Annotated in this window: 24 protein-coding genes; 16 read left to right on the top strand and 8 right to left on the bottom strand. The window is 70.8% G+C overall.

The features are described from left to right. Positions 1–2 precede the first annotated feature (2 nt). The 4 genes from QSK18_RS21960 to QSK18_RS21945 form a co-directional block, all read right to left on the bottom strand. Positions 3–1,274 (bottom strand): hydroxyacid-oxoacid transhydrogenase, encoded by a 1,272-nt coding sequence (locus tag QSK18_RS21960; RefSeq protein WP_285622589.1) that lies wholly within the window; start codon positions 1,272–1,274, stop codon positions 3–5. Further along, a complete protein-coding gene (locus QSK18_RS21955) occupies positions 1,271–2,089 on the bottom strand; it encodes an N-acyl homoserine lactonase family protein (RefSeq protein ID WP_285622586.1) in 819 nt (272 codons plus the stop codon). Before QSK18_RS21955 ends, QSK18_RS21960 begins: the two co-directional genes overlap by 4 nt. Positions 2,090–2,227: 138 nt before the next feature. Further along, positions 2,228–2,968 (bottom strand): GntR family transcriptional regulator, encoded by a 741-nt coding sequence (locus QSK18_RS21950; protein WP_232812012.1) that lies wholly within the window; start codon positions 2,966–2,968, stop codon positions 2,228–2,230. A 1-nt stretch (position 2,969) separates the two neighbouring features. Next, complete coding sequence (locus tag QSK18_RS21945; protein ID WP_285622584.1) at positions 2,970–3,848, bottom strand: hypothetical protein; 879 nt, start codon at positions 3,846–3,848, stop codon at positions 2,970–2,972. A 120-nt stretch (positions 3,849–3,968) separates the two neighbouring features. Between QSK18_RS21945 and QSK18_RS21940 the strand changes: the two genes are divergently transcribed. The 8 genes from QSK18_RS21940 (at position 3,969) to QSK18_RS21905 (ending at position 10,852) form a co-directional block, all read left to right on the top strand. After that, a complete protein-coding gene (locus QSK18_RS21940; protein ID WP_285622581.1) occupies positions 3,969–4,562 on the top strand; it encodes a TetR/AcrR family transcriptional regulator in 594 nt (197 codons plus the stop codon). Between the two features lie 25 nt (positions 4,563–4,587). Beyond that, positions 4,588–5,346, top strand: coding sequence for an SDR family NAD(P)-dependent oxidoreductase (locus tag QSK18_RS21935; protein WP_232812015.1), 759 nt, complete (start codon positions 4,588–4,590; stop codon positions 5,344–5,346). 2 nt (positions 5,347–5,348) lie between these two features. Further along, positions 5,349–6,314 carry a helix-turn-helix transcriptional regulator gene (locus QSK18_RS21930; RefSeq protein ID WP_285622578.1) on the top strand — a complete coding sequence of 322 codons (966 nt, stop codon included), beginning with the start codon at positions 5,349–5,351 and terminating at the stop codon, positions 6,312–6,314. Positions 6,315–6,393: 79 nt separating this feature from the next. Beyond that, positions 6,394–6,744 (top strand): nuclear transport factor 2 family protein, encoded by a 351-nt coding sequence (locus QSK18_RS21925; protein WP_285622566.1) that lies wholly within the window; start codon positions 6,394–6,396, stop codon positions 6,742–6,744. A gap of 41 nt (positions 6,745–6,785) precedes the next feature. After that, a complete protein-coding gene (locus QSK18_RS21920) occupies positions 6,786–7,478 on the top strand; it encodes a ThuA domain-containing protein (RefSeq protein ID WP_285622564.1) in 693 nt (230 codons plus the stop codon). Next, positions 7,463–8,569: a Gfo/Idh/MocA family protein gene (locus QSK18_RS21915; RefSeq protein ID WP_285622561.1), complete on the top strand. Its 1,107-nt coding sequence runs from the start codon at positions 7,463–7,465 to the stop codon at positions 8,567–8,569. The genes QSK18_RS21920 and QSK18_RS21915 overlap by 16 nt, the downstream gene beginning before the upstream one ends. Before the next feature lie 26 nt (positions 8,570–8,595). Further along, positions 8,596–9,642: an NAD(P)-dependent alcohol dehydrogenase gene (locus QSK18_RS21910; protein ID WP_285622558.1), complete on the top strand. Its 1,047-nt coding sequence runs from the start codon at positions 8,596–8,598 to the stop codon at positions 9,640–9,642. A 52-nt stretch (positions 9,643–9,694) separates the two neighbouring features. After that, positions 9,695–10,852: a PQQ-dependent sugar dehydrogenase gene (locus tag QSK18_RS21905; protein ID WP_285622556.1), complete on the top strand. Its 1,158-nt coding sequence runs from the start codon at positions 9,695–9,697 to the stop codon at positions 10,850–10,852. Between the two features lie 14 nt (positions 10,853–10,866). On the opposite strand, the gene QSK18_RS21900 is transcribed toward QSK18_RS21905, so the two are convergent. Next, positions 10,867–11,322 (bottom strand): DUF6194 family protein, encoded by a 456-nt coding sequence (locus tag QSK18_RS21900; RefSeq protein ID WP_285622553.1) that lies wholly within the window; start codon positions 11,320–11,322, stop codon positions 10,867–10,869. Between the two features lie 42 nt (positions 11,323–11,364). Here QSK18_RS21900 and QSK18_RS21895 point away from each other — a divergent pair, with 42 nt between their 5' ends. The 5 genes from QSK18_RS21895 to fgd all read left to right on the top strand — a co-directional run bounded on the left by QSK18_RS21895 (position 11,365) and on the right by fgd (position 15,152). Beyond that, entirely contained in the window at positions 11,365–12,066 is a 702-nt protein-coding gene (locus tag QSK18_RS21895; RefSeq protein ID WP_285622550.1) for an HAD family hydrolase, read from the top strand. Positions 12,067–12,078: 12 nt separating this feature from the next. Continuing rightward, a complete protein-coding gene (gene def / locus QSK18_RS21890) occupies positions 12,079–12,699 on the top strand; it encodes a peptide deformylase (protein ID WP_285622547.1) in 621 nt (206 codons plus the stop codon). A 17-nt stretch (positions 12,700–12,716) separates the two neighbouring features. Further along, complete coding sequence (locus QSK18_RS21885) at positions 12,717–13,406, top strand: TSUP family transporter (protein WP_285622543.1); 690 nt, start codon at positions 12,717–12,719, stop codon at positions 13,404–13,406. A gap of 75 nt (positions 13,407–13,481) precedes the next feature. After that, positions 13,482–14,078 (top strand): PH domain-containing protein, encoded by a 597-nt coding sequence (locus QSK18_RS21880; RefSeq protein WP_232812026.1) that lies wholly within the window; start codon positions 13,482–13,484, stop codon positions 14,076–14,078. 81 nt (positions 14,079–14,159) lie between these two features. Then, entirely contained in the window at positions 14,160–15,152 is a 993-nt protein-coding gene (fgd, locus tag QSK18_RS21875) for a glucose-6-phosphate dehydrogenase (coenzyme-F420) (RefSeq protein ID WP_232812027.1), read from the top strand. An 84-nt stretch (positions 15,153–15,236) separates the two neighbouring features. Here fgd and QSK18_RS21870 read toward each other — a convergent pair whose 3' ends face one another. Beyond that, positions 15,237–15,572 (bottom strand): hypothetical protein, encoded by a 336-nt coding sequence (locus tag QSK18_RS21870; protein ID WP_269810414.1) that lies wholly within the window; start codon positions 15,570–15,572, stop codon positions 15,237–15,239. Positions 15,573–15,853: 281 nt separating this feature from the next. Between QSK18_RS21870 and QSK18_RS21865 the strand changes: the two genes are divergently transcribed. Then, entirely contained in the window at positions 15,854–16,510 is a 657-nt protein-coding gene (locus tag QSK18_RS21865) for a hypothetical protein (RefSeq protein WP_232812029.1), read from the top strand. Between the two features lie 61 nt (positions 16,511–16,571). Here the strand turns inward: QSK18_RS21865 and QSK18_RS21860 are convergent, their stop codons facing one another. Then, positions 16,572–18,053 (bottom strand): MDR family MFS transporter, encoded by a 1,482-nt coding sequence (locus tag QSK18_RS21860; RefSeq protein WP_285622533.1) that lies wholly within the window; start codon positions 18,051–18,053, stop codon positions 16,572–16,574. A gap of 98 nt (positions 18,054–18,151) precedes the next feature. On the opposite strand from QSK18_RS21860, the gene QSK18_RS21855 reads away from it, so the two are divergent. Together QSK18_RS21855 and QSK18_RS21850 are read left to right on the top strand one after the other, a co-directional pair. Then, positions 18,152–18,802: a TetR family transcriptional regulator gene (locus tag QSK18_RS21855; RefSeq protein WP_285622530.1), complete on the top strand. Its 651-nt coding sequence runs from the start codon at positions 18,152–18,154 to the stop codon at positions 18,800–18,802. 11 nt (positions 18,803–18,813) lie between these two features. Continuing rightward, a complete protein-coding gene (locus QSK18_RS21850) occupies positions 18,814–20,109 on the top strand; it encodes an aspartate aminotransferase family protein (protein WP_352396611.1) in 1,296 nt (431 codons plus the stop codon). Here the strand turns inward: QSK18_RS21850 and QSK18_RS21845 are convergent. After that, positions 20,093–22,174, bottom strand: coding sequence for a sigma-70 family RNA polymerase sigma factor (locus tag QSK18_RS21845; protein ID WP_285622524.1), 2,082 nt, complete (start codon positions 22,172–22,174; stop codon positions 20,093–20,095). The two genes, QSK18_RS21850 and QSK18_RS21845, sit on opposite strands and share 17 nt — an antisense overlap. Positions 22,175–22,216: the final 42 nt, after the last annotated feature.

Genomic DNA, 22,216 nt, shown 5'->3' with positions numbered 1-22,216 from the left:
GCTCACCAGTTCTCGATCGATCGGGCGAAGATCCCGGCGATGTCGTCCTCGCTGGGGGTGCGCGGGCAGGTGGCCAGAAGGCGTTGCTGCTTCATGGTTCCCGGAACCAGGGCGGGGATGTCGGCCTCGGTGTACCCGACGGCCCCGATCCCGTTCGGGATGCCGATGTCGCGCATCAGGTCGACCAGGACGCTGGGCAACTGCTCGACCGGGTCGTTGTGCAGTTCCGCGTCCGGCGAGAGCCACCGGGCCGCCCGCAGATGCCGTTCCGGCGCGCTCTCGAAGCTGAACCGGAAGGCCTCCGGGGCGGTCAGCGAGACCGACATGCCGTGCGGCACCATCGGCTCGTCCTGCGGGTAGCCGGCCGGGTGGAAATCCTTGACCATGCCCGCGATCGGGTAGGCGTTGGCGTGCGGGATGTGCACCCCGGAGTTGCCGAAGCCCATCCCGGCGAAGGTGGCGGCCAGCATCATCTCGCTGCGCGCCTCGAGGTCGTCGGCCCCGTGGTGCACCGCCCGGCGGAACGAGCCGGCGATCAGCTTCAGCGACTTCTCGCACCACAGGTCCGAGACCGGGTTGGAACCGCAGTAGGTCACCCGGTCCTCGGCCCGTTTCCGGTCGAAGGTCTCGTACCAGCGGGCGGTGTACGACTCCAGGGCGTGGCAGACGATGTCCATCCCGGCGCTGGCGGTCACCTCGGGCGGCAGGCTGAGCGTCAGCAGCGGGTCGACCACGGCCAGGGTGGGCCGCAGCCGCCAGTGGCTGATGCCGGTCTTGACTTTGAGCGAGAGCACGTCCAGCACGCACATCGCGGTGCTCTCCGAGCCGGTCCCGGCCGTGGTGGGCACCGCGATCAGCGGTTTGAGCTGCCCGGCGGGGGCTTTGGCGGCCCCGATCGGCTTGTTCAGGTAGTCGAGCAGCTCACCGCCGTCGGTGATGATCAGGTTGACCGCCTTGGCGGTGTCGATCACCGAGCCGCCGCCGATCGCCACGAAGGCGTCCCAGGGACCCTGCTCCCGGGCGTAGCCGGCCGCCTTGTCCATGCTGTCGTCGGTGGGCTCGACGTGCACGCCGTCGAAGATCTCGGAGCGGATCCGGTAGCGGGTGAGCTGTTCCTGGATGCGCTGCGGGATGCCGGTGGCGCTGATCGTGGCGTCGGTGATGATCAGTACGCGGGAGACGTCGTACTGGCTCATCTCGAAGCCGATCTCGTCGATCGCGCCGGGGCCGAACTTCAGCGGCGGGGCGCCCCAGGTGAAGATCGTCTCGTTCACGCGTACACCCCCGGCGCGACGCGCAGCTGCCGGATCTGTTCCGGGTCGTGGCCGAAAACCATGGTCGCGTCGGTCTCCTCGGCGATCCCGCGGAGCTTCTCCACCGAGGAGTACCAGCTCTCCAGATTGTTGACGATGGCGGCCGGCACCGAGGGCGGCCCGTAGCTCTCACCCCGGTAGACCGCGTCCGCGGTGAAGATCATCGTGCCGGACTCGGGCAGGTCGACCCGCAGCGACATGCTGCCCGGGGTGTGGCCGGGAGTCTGGATGAAGCTGACGCCGGGCAGGAACTCGGTGTCGCCGCTGACGGTCCGGAACTCCACGTCCTGGTAGTCGGACTTGATGTGGGCCCCGCTGAACGCCCCGTCGAAACCGAACGCGAACTCCTTCTCCACGTCGCTGACCACGAACGTGGCGCCGCTGTCGCGGAACAGGCCGAGGTTGCCGGCGTGGTCGAAGTGCAGGTGCGAGAGCACCACGTAGTCGATGTCCCCGGGCGCCACGCCGAGCTGCTGCAGCCGGGCGTGCAGGTACTCGTCCTCGGACACCTTGTCGTAGGGGAAGAAGTCGTGCAGGCCGGTCGGTTCCCAGCGCTGCTCCCAGTCCGGCGGGCAGCTGGTGTCCCACAGCAGCCGGCCCTCCGGGGTGTCGACCAGGACGCAGTGCGTGGGCACGTCCACCCACTCGGGCGGTTCGGCCTTCTGCTGCCGGCTGCGGATCGCCCGGCCCGGCGCCAGCAGCAGCCAGGTGAGGTCCGCGGTCATCGCCCCGCAGGGCAGGATCGTCAGCTTGGTGCCGGGTTTCGCGAGGGCCATGCGGATCCTCCGTCGACGTCGTCGTCACGTGCGAGGACACCTCCGGGCACGACCGCGCCCGGAAATGTACGGCCAAAGTCCGATGCGGAAACCCTCCGTCCGCTCCGGCCGTCTGTCAAGACCGTCGGCGCCGCCCGGTCAGCCGTGCCTGCGCAGCCGGATCCGGTACGAGTAGTGCTGCGGGTCGAAGTGGCTGACCGCCAGCTCCAGGGGCCGGCCGGTGCCGTCACGGTAGAGCCGCTCGATCCGCAGGACGGGTGAGCCCGGCGGGCAGGCCAGCACCTCGGCCGGCCCGGCGGCGCAGGGGGCCGCGGTGACGGTCTGCTCCGCGTCGCGGATCGGCCGGCCCAGGTGCTGCTCGAGCAGGCCGATCACGGTGGCGGCGCTGCGGTGGCCGGGCCGGGCCAGCTCCGGGGCGGCGGCGACCAGCATCTCTCCGGCGGTCGGGGGCAGGCTCACCTCGGTGTGGCAGAACGTCACGCCGCCGTGGGTGCGGGCGAACGACAGCCGGCCCACGTCGTCGCCGTCAAGCTCCAGCCGGGCGGCGGCCGCGGCGTCGGTCCGGGTGCGCAGCGGGTGCAGGATCTGCGCCTCGGTGTCCACCGACAGGCTCATCAGTTCCTCGACCGAGCCGATGTGCCGCAGGTAGCGCTCCGAGCGGTCGACCGCGTAGGTGCCCCGGCCGGGCACCCGGTCGACCAGCCCCTCGGAGACCAGTTCCTGCATCGCCCGGCGCACCGTCTGACGGCTGACCTGGTGGGTGTCGGCCAGTTCGGCCTCGGTGGGCAGGCGCACCCCGCCGGCGAAGTCACCCCGGCGGATGGCCTCGCGCAGGGCGGCCGCCATCGCGCCGTAGGTGCTGTTGCGGGGAGAGGCCATCTCAGGACGGCTGCTTCCGGGTGGCCTCGGTGGTCCGGCAGGCCTGCGTGGTCTTCTCGTCCTTCTCCGGCTCCGGGTCGGGCCGGTCCGCCTTGGGCAGCCCCGGCAGGGCCTCGGCGATCTTGCTGAGCACCGGCTTCTTCTCGTTAACGGCCTTCAGTTCGGCCTCGCGGGCGGCGGCCTCCGCGGCGGCCCGGCGCTTCTCGTCCTGCTGCCGGCGGCGGCGCAGTTCGGCCTGGGTCACGAAGAAGGCGATCAGCACCGGCCAGACGTACTGCACCCAGCCGGGCAGGTTCGGCAGGTCGGGCAGGTCGATGTCGATGTCGGGCCAGGGGATGTCGGGCAGGTCGATCTCCGGCCAGGGGATGCGCGGGAGCTGGATGCGCGGCAGGTCGATCCGGGGCAGGTCGATGTTGGGCCGCCAGGTGATCTGGCGCAGCAGCCAGATCAGCGCGACCGGCACGAGCACCCCGGCCAGGGCGGTGGCTGTGCGGCGGGCCGCGTACTGGTTCGGGTGTTCGCGGATCCAGGCCTCCCGGCGGGCCGCCCGGCTGCCCTCCTCGGGCACGAAGTCGGTACCGCCCACCCCGAGGTGGGCCTGGCCGGCCGCGCCCAGGTCCTTGCTCTTCTTGGCCCCCTCGTCCGCGGCGGAGTACAGCGTGACCTGGCGGGCCGGACCGGTCAGGGAGGGCAGCTTCAGGCGCACCGCTCCGTGGTCCTTGCCGTCCAGCACCACCGTGCTGTCGGAGGTCTTCTTGGCCGCCACCTCGGTGCCGTCGCTGGTCCAGCGCAGCACCCAGGACGCGGCCGTGGTGGAGATCTCGACCGTGTGCTCGTGGCCGTCCTGGGCCAGATGCCAGCGTTCGGGTTCCTTCGACATCAGCTCATCCGTAAGGTCGTCGACTATTAGTAGAGTAGATGCTCTATTAATATAGACGCCGGACCGCCGCACGTCATCCGTCGTGAAGCGGATCGCCGTCCGTCCCGGGAGGGAGTTGTCATGGCCCGCACCGTCGACCCGGCCCGGCACCGGGCCCGGCGCCTGCAGATCATCGACGCGGCCCTCACCCGGTTCAGCGAGGACGGGTTCGACCGGGCCACCACCACGGCGATCTGCCGCACGGCGGGCATCGGCTCGGGCACCTTCTTCCACTACTTCCCGACCAAGACGGCGGTGCTGCTGGCGGTGCTGGAAGAGGGCACCGCCGAGACCGAGGAGTGGTTCGCCGCCCGGAAGGGCAGCGCCGAACCGGCGCGGGTGGTCCTGGAGTACGCCGAGCACCATGCGCTGCAGTGCGCCGACCCCCGGGTCCCGGGGTTCGTGCGGTCGGTGGGGGCGATCGCGAACGACGCGGAGGTCGCCGTCGCCCTGGAACGCGACGAGGAGGTCATCCGCCAGGGCCTGGAGCCGCTGATCGCCGAGGCCGCCGGGCGCGGGCAGGTGCGCTCCGACCAGCCCGCCGAGCGCCTCGCGGTCTGGGTGGGGGTGCTGCTGGACGGGTACATCAGCCGGGTGGCGGGGCAGGGCCGGTTCGACCACCCGGCCGAGCGGGCGATGCTCCTGGACGCGGTGACCCGCCTGCTCAGACCCTGACGGCCGGGCCGAGTACCTTGACCGCATGAACAGGATTGCGGTGATCAGTGGGGCCAGCAGCGGCATCGGCGCGGCGACCGCGCGCGGGCTGGCCGGGGCCGGGTACGAGGTGGTTCTGCTCGCCCGCCGCGAGGACCGGCTGAAGCAGGTCTGCGAGGAGATCCGGCAGGCCGGCGGCATCGCCTGGTACCAGGTGCTCGACGTCACCGACGGCGCCGCCGTGCGGGCCTTCGCCGACAGCGTCGAACGCTGCGACGTGCTGGTCAACAATGCCGGGGGCGCGGTCGGGGCCGACCCGGTGCTCAGCGCCGACGCGGCCGACTGGCGGGCCATGTACGAGGTCAACGTGATCGGCCCGCTGCAGCTCACCCAGGCCCTGGCGCCGAAGATGCGGCACACCGACGACGCGGTGATCGTGGTGATCGGCTCCACCGCCGGTGCGGTGGTCTACGAGGGCGGGGGCGGCTACACCGCGGCCAAGCACGGTGAGCACGCCCTGGCCGGCACGCTGCGGCTGGAACTGTGCGGCGAACCGGTGCGGGTGATCGAGATCCAGCCGGGAATGGTGGCCACCGCGGAGTTCTCGCTCAACCGGTTCGGGGGTGACCAGGCCCGGGCCGACGCGGTCTACGCCGGTGTGCCCGAGCCGCTCACCGCCGAGGACGTGGCCGACACCGTGGTCTGGACGGTCACCCGGCCCCGGCACGTGAACGTCGACCTCCTGGTGCTGCGGCCCCGGGCGCAGGCCGCCCAGCACAAGGTGCACCGGGTCAGCCAGGAGTAGCCGTGCGCTCGGAGCGCCTGCTGTCGATCATGCTGTTGCTGCAGACCCACGGGCAGCTCAGCGCGTCCGATCTGGCCGCCCGGCTGGAGGTTTCCCCGCGCACCATCATGCGCGACGTGGAGGCGCTGTCGTCCGCCGGTGTGCCGGTGTACTCGGTGCGGGGCCCGCACGGCGGGATCGCCCTGCTGCCGGGGTACCGCACCGACGTCACCGGTCTCACCGCGGACGAGTCCCGGGCGCTGTTCGTCCTGCTCAGCGGGGGAGTGCACCGCGACCTGGGGCTCGGCGAGGCGATCGGGCCGGCGCTGCGCAAGGTGATGGCGGCGCTGCCCTCACCGCACCGGCCGGACGCCGACCTGCTCAGCCGCCGCATCCTGGTCGACCCCTCGCGCTGGCGCGGTGCGAGTGCCCGCCCCGCGGCCGGTCTGGACGTGCTGCAGCAGGCCGTGCTGAGCGACCGGCGGCTGCGGGTGCGCTACCGGCACGGCGGCGACGGTGCCGAGCGCGACTACACGCTGGACCCGCACGGCCTGGTCAGCAAGGCGGGTACCTGGTACCTGGTGGCCGAGCACCGTTCCCGGCCGAAACTCTTCCGTTCCGACCGGATCCGGCGGGCCGAGGTCCTGGACGAGGAGGTGCGCCGGTCCGACCCGCGGGAGCTGCCGCAGATCTGGGACGGACTGCGCCGGGCGATCGACGAGGTGCCCACCCCGGTACCGGCCCGGGTCCGGGTGAGACGTTCGGTGCTGCAACGGTTCCGGATGGTGCAGGAGACGGACCTGGCGCCCGGTGCGGATTTCGAGGACGACGGTGACGAGTACGTGGTCACCACCCTGGCCTTCCGGTCGGTGGAGGCCGGGGCGATGCTGCTCGCCTTCGGCCCGGACGTGGAGGTCCTCGACCCGCCCGAGATGCGCCGCTACCTGGCCGGGCGGGCTCTGGCGACCCACGAGCAGTACAAGTTCTGAGGTATATGACAGAAGGTGTCAGGTATCCCCGGAAGAGTGCTCCAGGTCAGCAGCGAGACCCCTTCCGGAAGGAAATGCCGTGAGCATCAAGGACATCGTCACCGCCTACTTCGAGGCCTGGACCACCGGTGACATCCCGACCGCGCTGAAGTACGTGGCCCCCGACGTGGTCGTGGTCGGCCCGGCCGGCCGGCTGGACGGGGCGGACGCCTTCGCCCAGTTCTGCGGCAACTTCGCCGCCCGTCTGACCGGCATCCGGCTGCTCAGGCTGCTGGCCGACGACGAGGGGGCGGTGCTGTTCTACGAGACGGCCACCGACGCCTCCGCGTCGGCCCTCGCCGCCGAGTACCTGACCGTGAAGGACGGCGTGATCACCGAGGCCCGCTACGCCTTCGACCGGCTTCCCTTTGCACAACTGGCCCAGGGATAAAAGCCTTTTCCCCGACACCGCCAGATGTCACAATTTGTCGCGTGACTGCGACGAAGCGTGCACTGATCGTCCGGGGCGGCTGGGCCGGGCACGAGCCGGTGGCCGCCACCGACCTCTTCATCCCCTTCCTGGAGTCCTCCGGCTTCGACGTCCGGATCGAGGACGGCCCGGCCGTCTACGCCGACGGTGAGCTGATGGCCGGCATCGACCTGGTGGTGCAGTGCGTGACCATGTCGACGATCGAGCGGGACCAGGCGCGGGGGCTGAGCCGGGCGGTGGCGGCCGGCACCGGGCTGGCCGGCTGGCACGGCGGGATCGCCGACTCCTACCGTGACTCGGCCGACTACGTGCAGCTGGTCGGCGGGGTCTTCGCCTGTCATCCGGGCAAGGACCCGGCCGAGCGGGACGACAGCGAGCGGGACAACTTCATCCCGCACCGCGTCGACATCACCGCCGGCGACCACCCGATCACCGCCGGGATCAACTCCTTCGACCTGCTCACCGAGCAGTACTGGGTGCTCTCGGACGAGTACAACGAGGTGCTGGCCACCACGACGGTGGCGGCCCAGCCCTGGAACGAGTGGAGCCGGCCGATCACCAGCCCGGCGGTCTGGACCCGGCAGTGGGGACAGGGGCGGGTGTTCGTGGCCACCCCCGGCCACTCCCTCGACGTTCTGCGCACTCCGCAGGTCAGGACGCTGATCGAAAGGGGCCTGACGTGGGCGAGCCGGTGAGCACCCAGCAGTTGCGGATCGGCGTGATCGGCGCCGGGGCGATCAGCGGGCAGTACTCGCGCACGCTGTCGCGGCTGCCGCACCTGCCGGTCACGGCGGTGGCCGACCTGAGCCCCGAACGGGCCCAGGCCCTGGCCGGGCAGCATCCGGGGGCCCGGGTGACCGGCGTCGAAGAGCTGCTCGCGGCCGACGACGTGGACCTGGTGCTGAACCTGACCATCCCCGCCGTGCACGGCGAGATCGCCCTCGCCGCGACGAAGGCCGGCAAGCACGTCTACGGCGAGAAGCCGCTTGCCCTCACCGTGGAGGAGGGCCGGGCGGTGATGAGATCGGCCGAGGACGCCGGGGTACGGGTCGGGTGCGCGCCGGACACGGTGCTGGGCACCGGGATCCAGACGGCGCGCTCACTGCTGGATGCTGGCCGGATCGGGGTGCCGGTCGCGGCCACGGCCTTCATGACGACTCCGGGCCACGAACGCTGGCACCCTGATCCGGAGTTCCTCTACCGCCCCGGTGGAGGCCCGCTGCTGGACATGGGCCCCTACTACCTGACGTCGCTCGTGCACCTGCTCGGCCCGGTGGTCAGCGTGACCGGCGTGTCCACGCGCCCCACCACCTCCCGGGTGATCGGCAGCGGGCCGCGCGCCGGAACGGCTTTCGACGTGAAGGTGGACACCCACGTCACCGGCCTGCTCGCGCACGCCTCGGGTGCGGTCTCCACGCTGATGATCAGCTTCGACGTGTGGGCCGCCCGGCTCCCGCGGATCGAGGTCTACGGTTCCTCGGGCAGTCTCTCGGTGCCGGACCCCAACCACTTCTCCGGTGACGTGGAGCTGTTCACCTCGGAAACGCCTGAGTGGGAACTCGTTCCGCCGAGCGCCGGGTACGCCGACGGCGGCCGGGGCATCGGGATCGCCGACCTGGCCGAGTCTCTGGCCGCCGGTGGGCAGCAGCGGGTCTCCGGCGAACTGGGCCTGCACGTGCTCGACGTGATGGAGACCCTGCTGAGGGCCGCCCAGGAGGGCCGCACCCTGCCGGTCTCCACCCCGGGCACCCGGCCGGACCCGGTGGCCGGCATCCTCAGCTTCTGAAGCCGGATCTGGTTAGGCTGCGCCACATGAGCTTCCAGGTTCCTGCCTACGCCGCCTTCTCCGCGCACGAGCCGCTGGCTCCGTACACGGTGGAGCGCCGCGACGTCGGCCCCCGCGACGTGCGCATCGACATCAAGTTCGCCGGGATCTGCCACTCCGACATCCACACCGCCCGGAGCGAATGGGGCGAAACCCCCTATCCGGTGGTGGTCGGGCACGAGATCGCCGGGATCGTGGCCGAGGTCGGTCCCGAGGTGACCAAGTACGCCGTGGGTGACCGGGTCGGGGTCGGCTGCATGGTCGACTCCTGCCGCGAGTGCGAGAACTGCAAGGCCGGTGACGAGCAGTACTGCCGCAAGGGCAACACCGGCACCTACGCCAGTACCGACGCCGACGGCCGGATCACCCACGGCGGGTACGCCCGGGCGATCGTGGTCACCGAGGACTTCGTGCTGCGCATCCCCGAGGGCCTGGAGCTGGACGTGGCCGCCCCGCTGCTGTGCGCGGGTATCACCACCTACTCGCCGCTGCGGCACTGGAACGCCGGCCCGGGCAAGCAGGTCGCCGTGGTCGGTCTGGGCGGTCTCGGCCACATGGCGGTCAAGCTCGCGCACGCCATGGGTGCCGAGGTGACGGTGCTGTCGCAGTCGCTGAAGAAGCAGGAAGACGGTCTGCGTCTGGGCGCCGACCACTACCACGCGACTGCCGACGCGGACACGTTCACCCGGCTGCACTCGTCCTTCGACCTGATCATCAACACGGTCAGCGCCAAGCTGGACGTCGGCGCCTTCCTGGGGCTGCTCAAGGTCGACGGCACCATGGTCAATGTCGGCGCCCCGGACGAGTCGCTCTCGGTCAACGCCTTCGCCCTGATCAACGGCCGCCGCTCGTGGGCCGGCTCGAACATCGGGGGGATCGCCGAGACCCAGGAGATGCTCGACTTCTGCGCCGAGCACCGGCTCGGCGCCGAGATCGAGGTGATCGGGGCCGAGCAGATCAACGAGGCCTACGAGCGGGTCCTGGCCTCGGACGTGCGCTACCGCTTCGTCATCGACACCTCGACCCTGGGCTGATCCGGGCCCGCGGTTTCCGCCGATTTTCGCCGCCGTCTGATGAACTGGGGCGGTGGCAGACACCGACGTGAAACTGTGGTCCCGACGACTCGCCGCCGCCGGCGTGCTGGTGCTGGGGGTGGCCGGGTGCGGCGCCGAGAACGACGAATCGGAGTCCGCCGCGTCGCCCCCGGCGACCACCACCCAGGCGGCGCCGGCCACCCAGGCTCCCGAGACGTCCTCAATCGGTTCGGTCGCCATCGACCTGAGCAGCCCCGAAGAAGTGGCGACGGGCATCGAGGTGCCCTGGGGGCTGGCGTTCCTGCCGAACGGTGACGCCCTGGTGGCCGAGCGGGACTCGGCGCGGGTTCTGCGGATACCGGCCGAAGGCGGTGCGCCGGAACCGGTCTACGAGGTTCCGGGCGTGAGTGCAGAGGGTGAGGGCGGCCTGCTGGGGCTGGCCGTCTCACCCGAGTACGACTCCGACGAGACGGTCTACGCCTACTACACGGCCTCCGGCGACAACCGGATCGTGCGGTTCCAGCTGGACGGGGGCAAGCCGGAGGTGATCTTCGACGGCATCGCCCGCAACACGTTCCACAACGGCGGCCGGATCGCCTTCGGCCCCGACGGCCTGCTCTACGTGGGCACCGGAGACGCGGGAGACACGGCCACCTCGCAGGACCAGCAGAGCGTCAACGGCAAGATCCTGCGGCTGACGCCGGAAGGTGAACCGGCGCCCGGCAATCCGGAGAACGGCTCACCCGTCTACAGTTCCGGCCACCGCAACGTGCAGGGGCTGGCCTGGGACGCCGAAGAACGGCTGTTCGCCGCGGAGTTCGGGCAGAACGAGCTCGACGAGGTGAACCTGATCGAGCCGGGCCGCAACTACGGCTGGCCCGAGGTCGAGGGTGAAGGAGACACCGACGGCGGGCGTTTCACCAATCCGCTGGTGACCTGGTCGACCGACGAGGCCTCGCCGTCCGGCATCGCGATCGCCGGAGACATGCTCTTCGTTGCCGCGCTGCGGGGCGAACGTCTGTGGACGGTTCCGCTCACCGGCGGTGAGACCGGTGAGCCGGAAGCGCGTTTCGAAGGAGACTACGGACGGCTGCGGACGGTCGAGGCTGCCCCGGACGGTTCGTTGTGGCTCACCACTTCGAACACCGACGGACGAGGCGATGTCCAGGACGGCGACGACCGCATCCTTCGTTTCCCAGCCGCTGGGTAGTCGGTGATCAGTAGTCAGCGTTCGAACCGGGCCCGGGCCAGCGAGTGGGCCTTGGTGATCAGCTCCCGCAGATCGCCCTCGGTGGCCGGGCCCGGGTTCTTGACCGCGAGCCAGCCCAGCGTGCCGTAGGTGGGGTGGGCGAACACCACGTCGTCGGTGGCGCTGAGCGGTTCCAGGTCACCGGCCGGGGCCCGGGGCTCCCGGCCGATCCGCGCCACGAACTCGTCCTTGCCGCTGCCCACGTTCACCCGGAACGCCCCCGGCTGGTTCAGGCCCGAGGGCACCTCGTCCGGGTAGTCCTTGGTCACGATGGTGGCGAACGGCTGGGTGCGGGGCGCCTCGCCGTCGGGGGAGTAGTGGAAGAACACATCGCCCCAGGCGATCTGCGGCGAGCCGTCGCCCTCGGTGGGCCGCTGCACCAGGACACCCTCGAGCGAAGTGACGAACTCGGTGATCTCCTCAAGCGTCATCCGCCCAGGTTTTCACAACCGGCCGCTGCTAGCGTCCCCACCGTGCTGAAACCTGCGTTCGAGGCCGTGCTGTTCGACTGCGACGGCGTGCTGGTCGACTCCGAGCAGATCACCAACGGCGTGCTCCGGGGGATGCTGCACGAGCTGGGCTGGCAGATCAGCGCCCCGGAGTGCTTCGGGCGGTTCGTCGGCCGCTCGCTGAAGGACGAGTTCGGGGTGATCGAGGAGAACACCGGGTTCCGCCCCGACCTGGACTGGCTGGCCGAGTTCCGCCGCCGGCGCGACGCCGAGCTGGCGATCAGCCTGCAGGAGATCCCCGGCGCCGGCGAGGCCGCGCGAGCGCTGTTCCAGGCGCTCGACGGCAAGGTGGCCTGTGCCAGCGGGGCCGACCGGGGGAAGGTCGAGATGCAGCTGGCCCGGGTGGGCCTGCTCGACGTGTTCGAGGGCCGGATCTTCAGCGGTGAGGAGATGCCGCACAGCAAGCCCGCCCCCGACGTCTACCTGGCCGCCGCCGCGGCGCTGGGCGTCGACCCGGCCCGGTCGGCGGTGGTCGAGGACACCATCTCCGGCACACAGGCCGGGGTCGCGGCCGGAGCCACCGTGTTCGGCTACTGCCCGCCCGACAGCCCTTCGCACAGCCGGCCGGAGTGGCTGCTGGAGGCCGGGGCCGCGCACATCTTCACCAGCATGAAGGAACTGCCGGGTCTGCTTTCGGCCGAGTTGGGCCGACGCGAAGTTCCGTAAGAGAATGCGCCGGTGACTGACAGCACTGAGGTTGATCCCGACATCCAGGCCTGGGTGAAGCAGGCCGCACTGCCCCAGGGCACCGTGCGCAAGGTGACCATGCGGGGCAACCCGGTGCTGCACCGCCCCTGCCAGGAGGTCACCGAGTTCGGGGCCGACCTGCGCCAGCTGGTGGCCGACATGTTCGCCAGCATGGAGGCCGCCAACGGGGTGGGCCTGGCCGCCAACCAGATCGGGGTCGACGCCCGGGTCTTCGTCTACAACTGCCCCGACGCCCGCGACGAGTACCAGACCGGCGCCATCGTCAACCCGGTGCTGGTGCCGGTGCCCGGTCAGGCCCTGACGCCGCCGGTGGAGGACGAGGAGGGCTGCCTGTCGGTGCCCGGCGAGTACGCGCCGCTGGCCCGGCCCGGGGTGGCCGAGGTCCAGGGGCAGGACATCGACGGCAAGCCGCTGCGGGTGCGCGGTGACGGTGTGCTGGCCCGCTGCCTGCAGCACGAGACCGACCACCTCAACGGCCTGCTCTACGTCGACCGGCTGGCCGGGCCCGAGCTGAGCCGGGTGCTGGAGTCGCTCGAGGCCCGGGTGCGCAAGGGCGACCTGCCGGCCTGGTCCGAGGGCGCCTCGTCGTAATCGCCGCAACAGCCCTGGTGGTCGCGCTCGGAGCGGTCTGCCAGGTGCTGTCCGGTGTGGGGTTCGCCCTGGTGGTCTCACCGTTGGTGATGCTCGCCCTGGGGCACGAGGCCGGGTTGCGCACGGTGCTGATCCTGTCGGCGGTGCTCAACCTGTCGGTGATCGCGCGGATGCCGGGCCAGGTGCGCCGGCCCGACGTGGTGCGCCTGCTGGTCCCCGCGGCGCTCGTGATCCCGCCGATGCTGCTGCTCAGCGACCTGTTGCGGGGCACTGCGCTCAATCTGGTGGCGGGCCTGTCGATCCTCGCGGCCACCGCGGTGAGCATCGCCGGCCGGCCGCTGCCGTTCTTCGAGCGTCCGGGCGGGGCGGTGGTGGCCGGGGGAGTCAGTGGCGCGCTGAACGTCCTGGCCGGTGCTTCGGGCCCGCCCGTGGCGCTTTTCGCGATGAGCCGGGGCTGGCCGCCGGCCCAGATGAGCGCCACTCTGCAGGCCTTCGGGCTGCCGCTGAACGTGCTCACCCTGATCGCCGTCGGCCTGCCGAGCGGTTCGGAGTGGGCCGAGATGGGCGGCGCCGGCCTGGGCCTGGTCGTCGGGATGGCGTTGTCGCTGCCGTTCGTGCACCGGGTCTCGCCGGTGCTGGTGCGGCGGGTCACCCTCGGCATCGCCGTTCTCGGTGGTCTGACCCTGCTCGGGGCCGCCTGGCCGTGAGGCCGCTGTCAGCAACATGTACTCGTGTTGCAACAGGGGGTGATTTATCCCCTTGGGAAACCTAGGGTCCGCGGTATGGCTGGGCATTCTGAGCGGCACGGTCCGGGGGTTCCCAAGGAGCTCGACCGGTACCTGGTCCCGAGCGAGCAGGTCGTCTTCCTCCTGCGCCGGCACTGGGTCGTCCTGGCCGAGCCGTTCCTCACCACCCTGCTCGGGCTGATCGTGCTGGCCACGATCAGCTCCCAGGTCGGCGACTCCGTCGAGACCGCGTTCACCCTGCTCTGGCTGCTGCTGCTGTCCCGCCTGATCATCGTGGCCTGGGAATGGTGGCTGGAGCTGGTGGTGGCCACCGACAAGCGGCTGATGCTGGTGCACGGGGTGATCACCCGCAAGGTCGACATCATGCCGATGAGCAAGGTCACCGACATGCGTTACGACCGTACGGTCACCGGGCAGATCCTCGGCTACGGCAAGTTCGTGATGGAGTCGGCCGGTCAGGACCAGGCGCTGGGCACGATCAACTACATCCCCGACTCCGACCTGCACTACCAGCAGATCTCGCAGCTGATCTTCGCCCCGGGCGAGCCCCGGCTGGTGCAGCGCTCCGGCGGGGGCAGCTCGCGGGTGCCGGTCAGCGAGCCGGAACAGGCCTGGTGGCGCCGCAAGGCCTGAGCCGCCCCCCGCGCTTGAGGGTCCTGTCCACGCGATCTAGGTTGGCTGTGGACGGTTGCCGAGAGAACAGTGGGGTCGAACGTGAAGCTCGGGTACAAGGCGTCGGCAGAGCAGTTCGCCCCGGCCGAGCTGGCGGACTTCGCCGTTCAGGCCGAGGACCAGGGCCTGGACTCGGTCTGGATCTCCGACCACTTCCAGCCGTGGCGCCACGTCGACGGGCACGCCCCGTCCGCGCTGGTCTGGCTGCCCTGGGTGGCTGCCCGGACCTCGCGGGTGCAGCTGGGCACGAGCGTGCTCACGCCCACGCTGCGCTACAACCCGGCGGTGATCGCCCAGGCGTTCGCCACCCTGGGGTGCCTGGCCCCCGGGCGGGTGATCCTCGGGATCGGCGCCGGTGAGGCGCTGAACGAGACGGCCGTGGGGGTGCCCTTCCCCGAGCCCAAGGAACGCTTCGCCCGGCTGCGCGAGGCGGTCCGCCTGATCCGTCAGCTCTGGCAGGAAGAGCGGGTCACCTTCGAGGGCGACTTCTACCGGCTGCACGACGCGACCGTGTACGACCGTCCCGAGCAGCCGGTGCCGATCTACATCGCCGGCGGCGGGCCCGGGGTCACCAAGTACGCGGGCCGCGCCGGCGACGGGTACATCTGCACCTCGGGCAAGGGCATGGACCTGTACGAGGAGACGCTGCTGCCCGCCCTGCGCGAGGGGCTGGAGGCCTCCGGGCGCACCGAGGCGGACATCGACCGGACCATCGAGATCAAGCTGTCGTTCGACGAGGACCCGGCCCGCGCGCTGGAGAACACCCGCTTCTGGGCCCCGCTGTCGCTCTCGCCGGAGCAGAAGGCCTCGGTGCACGACCCGGTGGAGATGGCCCGGCTGGCCGACGAGCTGCCGATCGAGCAGGTGGCCAGGCGCTGGATCGTGGCTTCCGACCCGGAGCAGGTGGTCGCGGCGGTGAAGAACTACACCGAGGCCGGTTTCACCCACCTGGTGTTCCACGCTCCGGGCAACGACCAGTCCCGGTTCCTCACCCAGTTCACCCAGGACGTCGTTCCCCTGCTGCGCAAGCTCTGACAACAACTGAACCGACAATGGACGGCCGCGGCGCCCTGGTAGGTGCCGCGGCCGTCCATTGTCGGTTCAGTTACGTGAGAGTGCTCAGATCTCCATCGTGCGCTCGAGGTTGGCCAGCTTGTGCCGGGCCATCGCCAGGTTCGAGCGCTGCTTGTCCAGGGCCAGGTAGAGGAACAGGCCGGTGCCGGACTTGTCGGTGATCAGGCGGATCAGGTGGTACTGGGTGTCGAGGGTGATCAGGATGTCCTCGATGTTCTCGCGCAGCCGCAGCGCGTCCATGGTGCGCAGCTTGGCCCGCACGACCTCGGTGTTGCCGGCCGCGGCGACCTCGAGGTTCAGCGTGTTGCCACCGGCCTGGCCGAGGGTCATGCCGCTGGTGTGGTCCACGAGCGCGACGCCGATGGCGCCGTCGATCTGCATGGCTTCCTTGAGGACGGTGTCGATGTTGGACACGTGATTTCCTTCCGGCCTACGTCGGCGGGCTCGTGGAGCTGGGAGGTGCCCCGGTTCTGGGGGCACCCAGCCGATCGGGGACGGCTGCGAGACGCTCTCGACATGTTTCCTCGGCAGTCTCCGGGGGCTCCTGATGGGCTGTTCGGGGTAACGGCCACCTGGCATTCGTCGCTCGAATCGTTCGAACATCTGTTCGAACTGGAGTAGAATATGGGTAGGTTGTGACGCTTCAGCGGCAGGAGTCGCAGATGTCCGAGATCAAGACCTCCCTTCCGTCGATCATCCAGTTCATCAGCACGCCCGGGGCCCGGCGGGGGCGCGTTCCGGTGCAGTTGCGGGCGATGTACGAAGACCCCACCCGTCATCCCTGGCGCTACTACGACCCGATCGTCACGGCCGTGGTCAACGGCCTGCGCGGCGACCGGCTGCGCACCGAGCTCGACCTGGCGGTGGCCCGGTCCGAGGAGCGGGAAGAGTCCGACCGGCGCTGCCGGGGGCAGTCGGTGCACTACGCGGAGATCCGGGCCGGCATGCTCAGTATCCGCCGAAGGGTCGGGCCGGTGCGGGTCTTCGGTGCCCCGTCGGGTGTTTGGCAGCATCGTGACCTGCGGGTCAACGTCGCCCCGCACCTGATCGTCGAGCGCCGGGGCGGCGTGCAGGAGGCCTGGTTCCTGCACCTCAAGGCCACCCGGCTCAGCCAGGCCACGGCCGACGGTGCCCTGGTCATCATGGGCGAGGCGCTGCGCTCGGTGGGCTGCGAGGCCACTCCCCGCATCGTCGACGTGCGTTCCGGTACGGTCGGTTTCGCGCTCAGCCGCAATCGCGACGTGCGCATGCTGACGGCCTACGCCCGGTCCGAGGCCGAGGCCTTCGCCCGGCTGTGGGAGGCCAAGGCCGCCGCCTGAGCACGAGAGAGCCCGAGCTGGAAGCGATTTCCAGCTCGGGCTCTCTCGTGGTGCCTCGGGATCAGACCAGGTCCTGCTCCACCACCTGATCGACCACCACCGGCTTGGGCCTGCGCACGAACAGGGCCAGCAGCACCGCCGCCGCCGAGATGATCCCGCCCCACATCAGGGCCGCGTGCACCCCGTCGGCCACGCTGGTCAGCGGGTCCACGCCGTCGTCCAGCGCGGCCGTCGAGGTACGGGTCATCACCGTCACGAACAGCGCCGTGCCGGCCGCGCCGGCCACCTGCTGCACCGTGCCCACGATCGCGCTGCCGTGCGAGTAGAGCGCGTGCGGCAGCGAACCCAGGGCACTGGTCAGCAACGGCGTGAACATCAGGGCCAGACCGACACTCAGCACCACGTGGGCGGCGATCACCGAACCCCGCCCGGTGCCGATGTCGAACGTGGTCATGCCCCACAGGGCGACGCAGGCCACCAGGGCGCCGGGCGCGACCAGCGGGCGCGGGCCGTAGCGGTCGAACAGCAGGCCCACCACCGGCGCCAGCAGACCCATCACCAGACCGCCCGGCAGCAGGATCAGGCCGGTGGCCAGGGTGGAGAGTCCGAGCGCGGTCTGCAGGTAGATCGGCAGCAGGATCAGCGTGCCGAACAGGGCCATCATGCTCACCGCGACCAGCAGCACGGCGATCGAGAAGGTCGGCGTGGCGAACGCCCGCAGGTCCAGCAGGGCCCGCGTTGTGAGGCTGAGCTGCCGCTGCACGAACGCTGCCAGCGCCAGGGCGCCGATCACCAGCGGGATCCAGGGCGCCACCGGGGTGTGGCCCGCGGCCGACTCACCGATACTGCTCAGACCGTAGATCAGGCCACCGAAGGCGAGCGCCGACAGCACCACCGAGACCACGTCGAGCGGGGAGGCCTTCGGGTCGGTCACGTTGCGCACCAGCGCCGCACCCACCGCCAGGGCGAGCACCGCGATCGGCATCACCAGCCAGAACATCCAGCGCCAGGTGAGCTGGTCGAGCACCACGCCGGAGATGGTCGGGCCGACGGCCGGGGCCACCGAGATCACGATCGAGACCACGCCCATCATCTGCCCGCGCTTGTGCGGGCTGACCACGTTCAGGATGGTGGTCATCAGCAGCGGCATCATCAGCGCGGTGCCGACGGCCTGGACCACCCGGCCGGCCACCAGCACGCCGAACACCGGGGCCAGGGCGCAGATCAGCGTGCCCAGGGTGAAACTGCCCATCGCCACGACGAAGACGGTGCGCAGCGGCAGCCGGGTCAGCAGCCAGCCGCTGATCGGGATCACGATCGCCATGGTCAGCAGGAACGCGGTGGTCAGCCACTGGGCGGTGGTGGCCGGGACGCTGAACTCCAGCATCAGGTCGGGCAGCGCGACGCCCATGATCGTCTCGTTCAGGATGACCACGAACGCGGCGCCGGTGAGGAGGGCGATCAGAGGCCCGGTGCGCACGCCCGCCGGGGCGCCCACCTCGCCTGTCCCCGTCGGTGTGCTGGTGGTCGACTCGGTGCTCAAACCCGGACCCTTCGTCTCTTACCCGTTGCGGCTGTCAGCCAGTATGGCAGTGACTGCCAACGCGGCACAGGGTGAAGTCATTCCTCTAGGATCGGACCGTGTCGAACGACCACGGGGAAGAACTGACGCCGCTGCGTGACCGGCGGCGGGCGCAGACCGAGCAGGAGATCGCCGAGGCGGCTCTGACGCTCTTCGAGAAGCAGGGCATCGACGGCACCACCGTCGACGAGATCGCGCGGCTGGCGGGGGTCTCGCCGCGCACCTTCTTCCGCTACTTCGCCACCAAGGAGCGGGCCGCCCTGGTCCCGCACCGCGACCTGGAGAACCGGGTCGAGGAGATGGTCTCGACGATGCAGCCGGACGAACCGCTGCTGCCCCAGCTCGAGGCGGTCTGGACGGAGGTGCTGCAGGCCTTCGACAACGGCCGCAGCGAGCCCGGCCGTCAGCTGCTGCGGGTGCGCCGGCTGATGCGCGCGGAGCCCGCGCTGCGCTCGACCGCCCTGAGCCTGGACGAGGAGCGGCTGCAGGCCCTGGTCGCCCGCCTCACCGCGCTCACCGGCAGCGCCGACGAGCTGGCCGCACGGGTGCTGGTGGAGAACGCCGGGGCCACCGTCCGGGTGGCCCTCGACACCTGGGCCGAGGCGATCGAGGCCGGACGGCCGGTCGACCTGCTGCAGACCTACCGGCGCTGCCGCGCTGTGATGCACGACGCGGTCTCTGCCCAGCGGGTCGGTCAGCTGTCACGCTGATCGGTGTGGAGATCACCGACGAGCAGTTCTGGGACCGGGCCGGGCGTCACCTGATCCGCTACGGCGGCAGCTTCACCCCGCGGATCATCGAGCGCGCGAAGGGGTCCCACGTCTGGGACTCCGAGGGCCGGCGCATCCTCGACTTCACCTCCGGGCAGATGAGCGCGGTGCTGGGGCACGCCCACCCGGACGTGGTGCAGGCGGTCGCCCAGGCGGCCGGCGAGCTGGCCCACCTCTACTCCGGCATGCTCAGCCGGCCGGTCGTCCGGTTCGGCGAACGACTGGCCGCCACGCTGCCCGATCCGCTGGAGCGGGTGCTGCTGCTGACCACCGGCGCCGAGTCGAACGAGGCCGCGATCAAGATGGCCAAGCTCAGCACCGGCCGCTACGAGGTGGTCTCGTTCGACCGGTCCTGGCACGGGATGACCTCGGGGGCCTCGGCCGCCACCTACTCGGCCGGGCGTCGCGGCTACGGCCCCGCGGTCCCGGGCAACCTCACTTTGCCCACCCCGAACGCCTACCGTTCACCGTTCCGCCGGGCCGACGGCTCCTACGACTGGGAGACCGAGCTGGCCTACGGATTCGGCCTGGTCGACCAGCAGAGCTCGGGCTCGCTCGCGGCCTGCCTGATCGAGCCGATCCTCTCCTCGGGCGGCATCATCGAGCTGCCGCCGGGCTACCTGGCCCGGCTCCGGCAGTACTGCGACGAGCGCGGCATGCTGCTGGTCCTCGACGAGGCGCAGACCGGGCTGGGCCGCACCGGCACGATGTACGCCTTCGAGCGCGACGGGGTGACGCCCGACATCATCACCCTCTCCAAGACCCTCGGCGCCGGTCTGCCGGTGGCCGCAGTGGTCACCTCGGCCGCCGTCGAGGAGACCTGCCACGAGCGCGGTTTCCTGTTCTACACCACGCACGTCTCGGACCCGCTGGCCGCCACCGTGGCCCTCGCCGTGATGGACGTGATCGAGCGGGAAGGACTGGTGGCCCGGTCGGCCGCGCTCGGGAAGGTGCTCGGCGAGCGGCTTCTCGGCCTGCAGGAGCGCTACGAGCAGGTGGGTGACGTGCGCGGGCGCGGCCTGCTGCAGGGTCTGGAGCTGGTCACCGACAAGCGCAGCAAGGCCCCGGCCGACCGGCTCGGCGCCGCCGTGACCGAGGCGTGCCTGGAGGGTGGGCTGCACATGAACATCGTCCAGCTGCCGGGCATGGGCGGGATCTTCCGGATCGCGCCTCCGCTCACCATAGACGAGACCGATCTGCACGACGGCGTCGACATCCTCGAGAACGCCCTCAGGAAGGTGATCTGAGCTGCAGGAAGCGAGTGGTGGGCAGACCGCCGTCCTTGCTCCGGGCCCCTTCCGCCGTGCTCGGGTCGACCTCGACGAAAATGGACGGGTCGGCGTCCCAGAGATTTTCGGTCTCCTCGGCGGTGGGGGAGAGGGCCGCGTCGTCCTGGTTGCCCGCCGCCACGTTGTCACTCAGCCGGGCGGCGGCGGTGGGCAGGTAGAAGCCGGTGACGTCGTTGCCGAACGCGACATTGCCGGTGAGGGCGGCCGGGCCGGTGTTGCCCTCCTCGTTGAACCCGATCCCGGAGTTCTCCCAGGCGGCGTTGTCAGTGAGCACGTGGGCCACGGCCAGGGTGGTGCCGCCCCCGCCGAAGGTGAAACCGTTGCCGTTGCGGTAGGACCAGCTCCCGCGCACCGTGACCGGGTCGGCGAACCCGCCGAGATCCACGCCGTCCGCCTGGTTCCCGGCCGCGCGTACGCCGCGGATCAGGTTGCCCTCACCGCTGCCGAACATGATGCCGAGGCCCGAGCCGTTGTTCAGGAAGTCGCTGTCCAGGATGCGGTTGCCGGAGGTGTTCTCGCCGCGCAGCATCAGCCCGGAGGACCCGTTGTCCCGGCTCACCAGACGGCGGAAGTCGTTCTGCTGACAGGAGTCGCACACGTAGGCGTGAGTCGGGGCGTTGCGCAGTTCGAGTGAGCGCACCGTCCAGAAGCTGCCGGTCTGCGTGATGCCCCACTTGTCCGCCGGGATGGCTGCGAAGTCGATGACCGGGCGCTCGTTCCGGTAGCCGCTGAGCGTGATCCGCCGGCCCTCGGCGCCGGAGACCTCGATGCCGACCGGTTCGGACGGGCGGTAGGTGCCGCCTCGCAGAGCGATCGTCTGCCCGGCCTGGACCTCGGAGACCGCCTTGCCCAGAGTGGCGAACGGCTCGTCGAGGGTGCCGTTCCCGTCGTCCGACCCGTTCGGGGCGACGTAGTAGTCGGCGGCAGCCACCCCGGCGTAGACCGGCGGTTTGCGCTTGGTCGGCTTCGGAGACGGTGCCACGCTGGTGGAAACCGCATCCGGCGTTGGGGTCACAACTATGGACGAGGGTTGCGGACTCGGAGCCGGAGCGGCACTTCGGGTGGGTGGCGGGCTTTCGGGGGAGCTGCTCCACAACGGGTAGGTGACCCCGCCCAGGGTGACTGCCGCGGCCGTGCCCACGATCGCAGCCTTGCCGGTGAAGCTGTGCAGGACAGCAGAAACCGGACCCAGCGAGGAGACCTCGGCGCCGGTGGACAGGATGCCGCCGACCTTGGCCACCAGCGCGGCCGGCACCGCCACCAGAGCGACGCCCTGGAGCAGGACCTCGGGCCGCACCAGGTCCTGCCCATGACGGCGGCACTGCGGGCAGTCCCGGGTGTGCCGGGACAGGCGCTTGCGCCAGCGCGAGTCGACCTGCCCGTTCCAGCCCTTCACCAGCTTGTCCAGCTCCGGGCAGCGCGGCTGCGCGGAGAGGGCGCGCATCACCGCCCGGGAACCGTCCAGCCGCTCGCGCATCCGCTGCAGCCGGACGGCGGCCTGCTGCGGCGTGGTCTCCAGCGCCGTGGCCACCTCGGGCCGGCTCAGCTCGCCGGCCGCCTCCTGCCACCAGAGCGAGAAGAGCTGCCGGTCGCCCGGTTCCAGCCAGCGGGCGGCCCGGGTCAGTTCCCGCCGCTGGTCGTTCAGGGCGAGTTCGGTCACCGTGCGCTCGGCGAAGTCGGCCTGCGGGTCGGCAATGTCGGAGAAGTCGGGATCGGGGGCGGCCGACGCGCGCGGCCGGGAGCGGTAGCGCCGGCGGTAGTGCTCCTGCAGCCGACGGTAGGCGATGGTCACCGCCCACGAGCGGAACCGGCCCGGCTCCCGCAGGGCGGGCAGACCGCGGATGATCCCGACCATGGTGTCCTGCACCAGGTCGTCCACCTCGCTGTCGCCGTTCAGGGCGCGGCCGACGACGTTGTAGATCAGCGGCAGGCAGGTCCCGACCAGTTCGTCCAGCGCCGCCCGGTCACCGGCCTGGGCCAGCCGCACCAGCTCGGAACTCTCGGTGCCGACCCCTGCGTCCATGATTGGTGCCCTCCGACCGGCCTTTTCGGCGGCGCCGATCCT

This window comes from Kineosporia sp. NBRC 101677 (assembly GCF_030269265.1).
In the GTDB taxonomy this organism is placed as follows: Bacteria; Actinomycetota; Actinomycetes; order Actinomycetales; family Kineosporiaceae; genus Kineosporia; species Kineosporia rhizophila.
The sequence above is the reverse complement of the archived record's forward strand: the minus strand, read 5'-3'. Positions and strand labels throughout refer to the sequence as shown.